Source organism: Streptomyces sp. NPDC006529 (assembly GCF_040611795.1).
In the GTDB taxonomy this organism is placed as follows: domain Bacteria; phylum Actinomycetota; class Actinomycetes; order Streptomycetales; family Streptomycetaceae; genus Streptomyces.
In genome coordinates, this window is record NZ_JBEXPB010000105.1 from 1,507 (window position 1) to 4,343 (window position 2,837).

Annotated in this window: 1 rRNA gene (running past one end of the window); it reads left to right on the forward strand. The window is 56.1% G+C overall.

What is annotated here, in order from left to right:
* Positions 1 to 2,805, forward strand: a 23S ribosomal RNA gene (locus ABZY31_RS31080) (it extends 153 nt beyond the left edge of the window).
* The last annotated feature ends 32 nt before the right edge of the window (positions 2,806 to 2,837 follow it).

The following is a 2,837-nucleotide window of genomic DNA, read 5'->3' on the forward strand; positions in this document are numbered from 1 at the left end:
CGGGAATTCTTTTGATCGGTCTGCCGGCCGGTCGGCGAGTCAGAAACCGTTGATGTAGTCGAAGGACATGCGAAAGGTCCGGCGTAGAGGGTAAGACCCCCGTAGACGAAACATCAGCGGCTTGCTTAAGAATCTCCCAAGTAGCACGGGGCCCGAGAAATCCCGTGTGAATCTGGCGGGACCACCCGCTAAGCCTAAATATTCCCTGGTGACCGATAGCGGATAGTACCGTGAGGGAATGGTGAAAAGTACCGCGGGAGCGGAGTGAAATAGTACCTGAAACCGTGTGCCTACAAGCCGTGGGAGCGTCGCGCATTGAGTTTACTCAATGCGTCGTGACTGCGTGCCTTTTGAAGAATGAGCCTGCGAGTTAGCGGTGTGTAGCGAGGTTAACCCGTGTGGGGAAGCCGTAGCGAAAGCGAGTCCGAATAGGGCGATTGAGTTGCACGCTCTAGACCCGAAGCGGAGTGATCTAGCCATGGGCAGGTTGAAGCGGAGGTAAGACTTCGTGGAGGACCGAACCCACCAGGGTTGAAAACCTGGGGGATGACCTGTGGTTAGGGGTGAAAGGCCAATCAAACTCCGTGATAGCTGGTTCTCCCCGAAATGCATTTAGGTGCAGCGTCACGTGTTTCTTGCCGGAGGTAGAGCACTGGATAGGCGATGGGCCCTACCGGGTTACTGACCTTAGCCAAACTCCGAATGCCGGTAAGTGAGAGCGTGGCAGTGAGACTGTGGGGGATAAGCTCCATGGTCGAGAGGGAAACAGCCCAGAGCATCGACTAAGGCCCCTAAGCGTACGCTAAGTGGGAAAGGATGTGGAGTCGCAGAGACAACCAGGAGGTTGGCTTAGAAGCAGCCACCCTTGAAAGAGTGCGTAATAGCTCACTGGTCAAGTGATTCCGCGCCGACAATGTAGCGGGGCTCAAGCGTACCGCCGAAGTCGTGTCATTGCAGCAATAGGGCCAACGCCCGCTGTGATGGGTAGGGGAGCGTCGTGTGCCGGGTGAAGCAGCAGCGGAAGCTAGTTGTGGACGGTTCACGAGTGAGAATGCAGGCATGAGTAGCGATACACACGTGAGAAACGTGTGCGCCGATTGACTAAGGGTTCCTGGGTCAAGCTGATCTGCCCAGGGTAAGTCGGGACCTAAGGCGAGGCCGACAGGCGTAGTCGATGGACAACCGGTTGATATTCCGGTACCCGCTTTGAAACGCCCAATACTGAATCAGGCGATGCTAAGCCCGTGAAGCCGTTCCGGACCCTTCGGGGAAAGGAAAGTGGTGGAGCCGGTGACCCAGACTTGTAGTAGGTAAGCGATGGGGTGACGCAGGAAGGTAGTCCAGCCCGGGCGGTGGTAGTCCCGGGGTAAGGGTGTAGGCCGTGTGATAGGCAAATCCGTCACACATTAAGGCTGAGACCTGATGCCGAGCCGATTGTGGTGAAGTGGATGATCCTATGCTGTCGAGAAAAGCCTCTAGCGAGTTTCATGGCGGCCCGTACCCTAAACCGACTCAGGTAGTCAGGTAGAGAATACCGAGGCGTTCGGGTGAACTATGGTTAAGGAACTCGGCAAAATGCCCCCGTAACTTCGGGAGAAGGGGGGCCATCACTGGTGATCGGACTTTGCTCCGTGAGCTGGGGGTGGCCGCAGAGACCAGCGAGAAGCGACTGTTTACTAAAAACACAGGTCCGTGCGAAGCCGTAAGGCGATGTATACGGACTGACGCCTGCCCGGTGCTGGAACGTTAAGGGGACCGGTTAGTCACATTTCGGTGTGGCGAAGCTGAGAACTTAAGCGCCAGTAAACGGCGGTGGTAACTATAACCATCCTAAGGTAGCGAAATTCCTTGTCGGGTAAGTTCCGACCTGCACGAATGGCGTAACGACTTCTCGACTGTCTCAACCATAGGCCCGGTGAAATTGCACTACGAGTAAAGATGCTCGTTTCGCGCAGCAGGACGGAAAGACCCCGGGACCTTTACTATAGTTTGATATTGGTGTTCGGTTCGGCTTGTGTAGGATAGGTGGGAGACTTTGAAGCAGCCACGCCAGTGGTTGTGGAGTCGCCGTTGAAATACCACTCTGGTCGTGCTGGATGTCTAACCTCGGTCCGTGATCCGGATCAGGGACAGTGTCTGATGGGTAGTTTAACTGGGGCGGTTGCCTCCTAAAGAGTAACGGAGGCGCCCAAAGGTTCCCTCAGCCTGGTTGGCAATCAGGTGTTGAGTGTAAGTGCACAAGGGAGCTTGACTGTGAGACCGACGGGTCGAGCAGGGACGAAAGTCGGGACTAGTGATCCGGCAGTGGCTTGTGGAAGCGCTGTCGCTCAACGGATAAAAGGTACCCCGGGGATAACAGGCTGATCTTCCCCAAGAGTCCATATCGACGGGATGGTTTGGCACCTCGATGTCGGCTCGTCGCATCCTGGGGCTGGAGTCGGTCCCAAGGGTTGGGCTGTTCGCCCATTAAAGCGGTACGCGAGCTGGGTTTAGAACGTCGTGAGACAGTTCGGTCCCTATCCGCTGTGCGCGTAGGAATATTGAGAAGGGCTGTCCCTAGTACGAGAGGACCGGGACGGACGAACCTCTGGTGTGCCAGTTGTCCTGCCAAGGGCATGGCTGGTTGGCTACGTTCGGGAGGGATAACCGCTGAAAGCATCTAAGCGGGAAGCCTGCTTCAAGATGAGTATTCCCACCTCCTTGAGAGGGTAAGGCTCCCAGTAGACGACTGGGTTGATAGGCCAGATGTGGAAGCCCGGTAACGGGTGGAGCTGACTGGTACTAATAGGCCGAGGGCTTGTCCTCAGTTGCTCGCGTCCACTGTGTTAGTTCTGAAG